Origin of the sequence: uncultured Campylobacter sp. (assembly GCF_937949835.1) — a bacterium.
GTDB lineage: Bacteria > Campylobacterota > Campylobacteria > Campylobacterales > Campylobacteraceae > Campylobacter_B.
Genome location: NZ_CALEDC010000083.1, coordinates 1 through 6,263 on the forward strand (window position 1 = coordinate 1; position 6,263 = coordinate 6,263).

Genomic DNA, 6,263 nt, shown 5'->3' on the forward strand with positions numbered 1-6,263 from the left:
CTTTTCGCATAAGGCTTCGGCTCTTTATACTCCTCGGCTTTGATCTCGGCTACGAGACCTTTTGAAAGTCTCTCTTTGTAAACAGGGTCTTTTGAAAGATCGAGATCGTAGAATTTATTTACGATAAAAGCCGTAATCAACATGGCTACGAAGGTAGTAGAGATGCAGATAAACAAAAGTTTAGGATAGCTAACGCCTAGCTTTTCGCATAAGCCGCTCATAGCGACGAACGCCGCTGAAATAGGGCTCGCAGTGATCGCTACCTGAGACGAAACGACTGAAAGCGCAAGAGGAGCGGAAGGTTTGATATTCTGCGTCTTTGCGACCTCGACGATAACCGGGATCATAGAAAACGCAGTATGTCCGGTGCCCGCAAGTATCGTAAGTAGATAGGTAACGATAGGCGCTAGGAAGTTGATCTGCTTAGGATTTTTCCTTAAAATTTTAGATGCTACCTGAACCAAATAATCAAGTCCGCCTGCGACTTGCAGCGCCGTAATCGCGGAGATTACCGATGCGATAATTAGGATAACGTCAATCGGGATATCCTTCATATCAACCTTCATGCCCAAAATGGCTAGGACGACAACGCCCAAGCCGCCTGCATAACCGACGCCCATTCCGCCTAGCTTAACGCCTAGGTAGATGCCGCCGAGCAACACGATAAATTGCAATATCACCATAAAGTCCATTGCAAAACTCCTTATAAAGTAATTTTTTTAACGGCGCGCAGAATTCTAAAGATTTCAGCAGGTAAAATCCGAATTATCTTTATAATTCAGTGGTCGGAATTCTATGCGGAATTTTATCCTAAAATTTCGCAAGTGGAATTTTACTCCACGGAAGCTAAATCTAACTTGATGAAATTCTGCATCTACGGAATTCTGCACGATCAATCTTATCTATTTAGAATTCTACTTTGCGGAATTTCGCCTATTAAATTAACCGACGAAATTCCGCGCCGCACCTAGTTTGGAACTATTTTTTGCTCATATGTGGGTTGAGCATAGATTTAGGCTCTAGGATCTTATCGATCTCCTCTTTTTTCAAATATCCGCGCTCTAAGCAGATTTCGCCGACGGATTTTCCGGTCTGAAGCGCCTCTTTGGCGATACTTGCGGATTTTTCGTAACCGATGTAAGGATTGAATGCAGTAACGATACCAACGGAATTTAGCACCGATTTTAGGCAAGCTTCAGGATTTGCCTTTAGGTGTTTGATAGCTTTTTCAGCTAGTGTATTCATCGCATTTTCCAAAAGTACGATCGAGTTAAATAGCGCATATGCTATGCCAGGCTCAAACGCATTAAGCTCAAATTCTCCGCGCTCGGAGCAAAGCATAATAGTCACGTCGTTGCCGATTACCTCATAGCAAGCCTCGCCTACGACCTCGGCGATGACCGGATTTACTTTGCCCGGCATGATGGAGCTACCCGGTTGCATCTTAGGAAGCTCGATTTCGCCTAGTCCGCATCTAGGACCGGAGTTCATAAGACGTAGGTCGTTTGCGATTTTACTTAGGCGGACGGCTGCTGTTTTTAACGCGCCGCTAACGTGGACGAAGTCCGCAGTGTCTTGTGTGGCGGCGATGAAGTCCTCTGCGGCTTTAAATTTAACGCCGGTGATTTCGCCCAGTTTTTTCTCGACTACGTTTTTGTAATCAGGGTGGCAGTTGATGCCCGTACCAATCGCCGTAGCGCCCATATTTAGGTAAGTCATCGACTCTCTAGCAGCTTTGATAAGTGCGATATCGGTTTTGATGTAGGTAGCAAAAGCGTTGAAAGTATTTCCAAGAGTAGTAGGGACGGCATCCTCAAGCTCCGTCCTTCCCATTTTGATGACATCTTTGTATTCTTTGGCTTTAACTTCAAGCTCTTTTTTCAAATTTTCCATAGCTTTTAGTAGATCGGTTAGCTTGGCGTAAGCGGCGACTTTGATCGAGCTAGGATAGGTATCGTTGGTGCTTTGACCCAAATTTGTGTGGTCGTTTGGATGGAGGTATTGGTATTCGCCCTTTTTGTGTCCCATGCTCTCCAAAGCTATATTGGTAATGACCTCGTTGGTATTCATATTCGTCGAAGTTCCGGCGCCGCCTTGGATCATATCGACTACGAATTGATCTCTGAACTCTCCTGCGATGAGCCTGTCGCAAGCTTTTGCAATCGCATCGGCTTTTTGTGCGTCTAGGACTCCGACCTCTTTATTGGCTAGTGCAGCTGCTTTTTTGATTTGTGCAAATGCCTTGATAAAAAACGGATAGTCTTTGAGCGCTCGTCCGCTTAGATGGAAGTTCTCTAGTGCCCTAAATGTCTGCACACCGTAGTAAAAATCGTCGGAAATTTCTAATTCACCGATGAAATCGTGTTCTTTTCTGGTCTTTGCCATAATAAGTCCTTTCGTTGAAATTGTTAATGGAATTTTAAAGCTTTTAGTATTAAAAGCAGCTTAAAACGTAACGAAAAATTAAAATTTAGAAATTAGTATGATTGTTTAAGGCTTTAAATAGAATTTTACTTAAAAAATATTTTGGAATTCGCTACTAAGGCATAATTACACTTTAATAGAAATATCGTATCGCACGTAGATTATGAAAGTGAAATTATAAAAATTCTTGTTTAGCTTAAATTATAATTTGAAAAATTTGAACTTAAAGGCGATAAAATGGAATTTTTCATTGTATTTGTATTTACTAGCGCGGAGCTATTTTTTGCGTTTTATAAAATAAACATATAGGAGCGAGATTATAATGACGACAGCGAACAGAGCGATCGTAATTAGATGCAGATCTTGCTTGATTAGCTCCTCGTTTTCGCCGATGAAATATCCTAAGCTCATCAGTATTAATGTCCAAATCGCAGCTCCAAGCCCAGTAAATAGCACGAAGCGCGCGATATTCATCTTTGCAAGCCCCGCAGGAAGGCTGATGTATTGACGAATGCCCGGGATCAAGCGGCAGTTAAACGTTGAAATTTCGCCATGGCGGTTAAAAAACGCTTCGAATTTTGCAAATTTCTCCTCGGTGATGCCTACGTATTTGCCGTATTTAGCGATAATCTTACGTCCAAAAAAGTAGCATAGATAGTAATTAAACAGCGCGCCGGTGATGCTGCCGCCAAGCCCACAAATAAATGCTATAACAAAGCTCATCTGTGATTTTGAGGCCAGATAGCCCGCAGGGATCATCACTACTTCACTTGGGAAGGGAAAGAAGCTGCTTTCTAAAAACATCATCACAAAAATGCCAAGGTATCCCCAACCTGCGACAAATTCTACGATAAAATTTACGATATTAGAAAGCATTTGAATTCCTTGATTTAATGTAAAAAACCGGCTGCGCTTAAAATTCCGCAAAATTTAACATCGGCAGAGCGAATAAGTTTAGAATTTAACAATCCGGCGATATAAGAGTGATCTTAAAATTTCACAAAATTTAGCGTATATAAAACAAAGGCGCGGGCTAAAATTTATCCCTGCAAGTTGCCGCTGCAGCGAACTTGCATATAAATTTAATAGCCTCGCGCCTTAAAATTAAAACTATTTTGCGTATTCGATGTTTAATTTGCCGAATAGCTCGTTAGCCTTATCATCGATTTTTTTGTTTACTTTGCTTGGAAGTAATTGGTTTTTGATGAGATCTTTTACCTTTTCAAACGGCATAGTCTCAGCCTTTTTGCTGCTTTCTTTGTAGATTACATGATATCCGAATTGCGTCTTTACCGGCGTTTTGCTCATCTCACCATCTTTTAGCGCAAACGCCGCTTTTTCAAACTCCGGCACCATCATCCCTTTGCCAAAAGAGCCCAAATCGCCACCGTTTTCTTTCGCACTTGGATCGATTGAAATTTCTTTGGCTAGCTTATTAAATTCCTCTTTTAAATTCTCTTTTTTGACTTTTGATAGCTTCGCAATCGCGTTTTTAGCAGCCTTTTCGTCTGCTACTAAGATATGACTTGCGGTAACGGAATCTGGTTGCATGAAATTTTGTTTATTTTCATCGTAAATTTTTTTAGCTTCCTCGTCGCTGATGCTTACGTCTTTAGCCTGTTCGCGTTGCCATAGATTAAATGCGATGCCATCTTTAGCTAGCTCTAGCTGATGTTTATATTCGTCGCTGTTTTCAATGCCTGATTTTTTCGCCTCTGCGATTAGAAGTTTGTATTTGATTAGATCGTCGATTAGTTTTTTCTTCTCATCGGCGGTCGGTTCCTGTCCGCCGTGCTGCATACCTTGAGCTAAAAACGGTGCAACATCCTCATCCGTAATAGTGATATTTGCGTCTTTTGCAGTAGCCAAAACGCCTGCATTAAGCGAAGATATAGCCATAGCGGCAACAAAGCTGAAAGATAAAATTCTTTTCATTATTTTTCCTTTACTCGGTAAATTTCGCGCAATTATAAAAAAAGATAGTAAATAAAATAGCCAATGCCAGCAAATTCGGCGCGAATCCTGCGCCGAATTTTAAAAAGAGAGGAGTTAAAATGATGGGATGATTGCGCCTTTATATTGCGTCTCGATAAATTTTTTCACTTTCTCGCTTTGAATCGCTTTATCTAGCGCCTTGATTTTAGGGCTGTTTTCGTTGCCTTCTTTAACGCTAATAACATTTGTGTAAGGGTTGCCCTCAGCCTTTTCTAAAAATAGCGAATCCTTGATTGGGTTTAAATTTGCGTTAAAGGCAAAATTTGAGTTGATGACTGCAATATCGACATCGCCCAGGGTTCGCGGAAGCGCGGCGCCTTCAAGCTCTAAAATTTCTAAATTTTTAGGATTTTTCGTGACATCTAACGGCGTGCGAAGCTTAGCGTTTTGATCTACTTCGATGAGCCCCGCGGCTACGAGCAGATCAAGAGCGCGGCTTTCGTTGGTCGGATCGTTTGGCACGGCAACTTTGGCGCCGTTTTTAAGATCTTTTAAATTTTTAATCTTATGGCTGTAGATGCCCATCGGCTCTAAATGCACGCCCACGGTCGCTTTTAACTTCGTACCTTTGTTAGCGTTAAATTCCTCCATATACGGCACATGTTGGAAAAATCCCGCATCCACGTCGCCGCTATCAGTAGCGAGGTTCGGGGTTACGTAGTCGTTGAAAACCTTGACCTCAAGATCGTAGCCTTGGGCTTTTAGATCAGGCTTGATCTGCTCTAAAATTTCGGCATGCGGTATCGGAGTAGCGGCGACTACGATTTTTTCGGCAAGAGCAAAGCTGACGACGCTGGCGCTAAGAAGCGAAGCGAGAAGAAATTTCTTCATATTTAATCCTTTTGGTTAAAATTTCGCGGTATTATAGCAGGTAGAATTTTTAATGTCAAGTGTTTTTATATGATTTTTCAAAATTTTATCTAAAATATTCTAAAATTCGATATTTCTATATATATTTAAATACTACATTTTATTGTATAATGCAGAATTGGCACGCTTTAATGAGCGCTTTACATAAATTCCGCTAAAATCGCAAAATTTAAAATTTTAAAAAAGGGCTGAAAATGGCAGATTTTTACGACGCGAAAGCCGTAGAGGAGAGCTTTTATAAAATTTGGGAGCAGCGCGGCTACTTCGAGATCGACGGCAATAAAGATATCCGGCAAAAAGGCAAAAACTTTTGCATTATGATGCCCCCTCCAAACGTCACCGGAGTGCTTCATATCGGGCACTCGCTCACTTATACGTTGCAAGACATAATGACGCGATACAAGCGAATGGACGGCTACCGCACGCTATGGCAGCCGGGGCTTGATCATGCAGGCATTGCGACGCAAAACGTCGTCGAGCGCGAGCTTTTGGCACAAGGGATCAAAAAAGAAGAGATAGGGCGCGAAGAGTTTTTAAAGCACGTTTGGCACTGGAAGGAGCAAAGCGGCGGGCAGATCGTAAAGCAGATGAAGCGCCTTGGCGTCACGCCTGCGTGGAGCAGACAGCGCTTCACGATGGACGAGGGGCTTAAAAACGCCGTTCGCAAAGCCTTCGTAAGCCTATACGACGCGGGGCTCATCGTACGCGGAAACTACATGGTAAACTGGTGCACGCACGACGGCGCACTAAGCGACGTGGAGGTCGAGCACAAGGAGAACAAGGGCAAGCTTTATTATTTGCGTTACTACTTTGCGGACGGACAAAATTCAAACTCTTGCAAAGATTCGAGCGAGAATTTTGCATTAAATTTAAGCAAGCAAGCCGAAGTATCGTGCGATGAATTTGTGGGTTGCAAGGCGAGCGCGAATGAGGCGAACGAGGCGCAAAATTTAATCCAAAAGGGCGAGGCGAAT

Annotated in this window: 6 protein-coding genes; 1 reads left to right on the forward strand and 5 read right to left on the reverse strand. The window is 42.5% G+C overall.

What is annotated here, in order from left to right:
* The 5 genes from Q0256_RS01875 to Q0256_RS01895 all read right to left on the reverse strand — a co-directional run.
* The coding region (locus tag Q0256_RS01875) for an SLC13 family permease (RefSeq protein ID WP_297959554.1) at positions 1 to 692 on the reverse strand (692 nt) is incomplete at its 3' end.
* A 286-nt stretch (positions 693 to 978) separates the two neighbouring features.
* Positions 979 to 2,385, reverse strand: coding sequence for an aspartate ammonia-lyase (locus tag Q0256_RS01880; protein ID WP_005870686.1), 1,407 nt, complete (start codon positions 2,383 to 2,385; stop codon positions 979 to 981).
* 315 nt (positions 2,386 to 2,700) lie between these two features.
* Positions 2,701 to 3,300 carry a DedA family protein gene (locus Q0256_RS01885; protein WP_297959556.1) on the reverse strand — a complete coding sequence of 200 codons (600 nt, stop codon included), beginning with the start codon at positions 3,298 to 3,300 and terminating at the stop codon, positions 2,701 to 2,703.
* 234 nt (positions 3,301 to 3,534) lie between these two features.
* Positions 3,535 to 4,359: a peptidylprolyl isomerase gene (locus Q0256_RS01890; protein WP_297880512.1), complete on the reverse strand. Its 825-nt coding sequence runs from the start codon at positions 4,357 to 4,359 to the stop codon at positions 3,535 to 3,537.
* Positions 4,360 to 4,473: 114 nt separating this feature from the next.
* Complete coding sequence (locus tag Q0256_RS01895; RefSeq protein WP_005870677.1) at positions 4,474 to 5,250, reverse strand: MetQ/NlpA family ABC transporter substrate-binding protein; 777 nt, start codon at positions 5,248 to 5,250, stop codon at positions 4,474 to 4,476.
* Between the two features lie 233 nt (positions 5,251 to 5,483).
* Between Q0256_RS01895 and Q0256_RS01900 the strand changes: the two genes are divergently transcribed.
* A partial coding sequence (locus Q0256_RS01900) for a class I tRNA ligase family protein (RefSeq protein ID WP_297959558.1) occupies positions 5,484 to 6,263 on the forward strand: 780 nt, incomplete at its 3' end.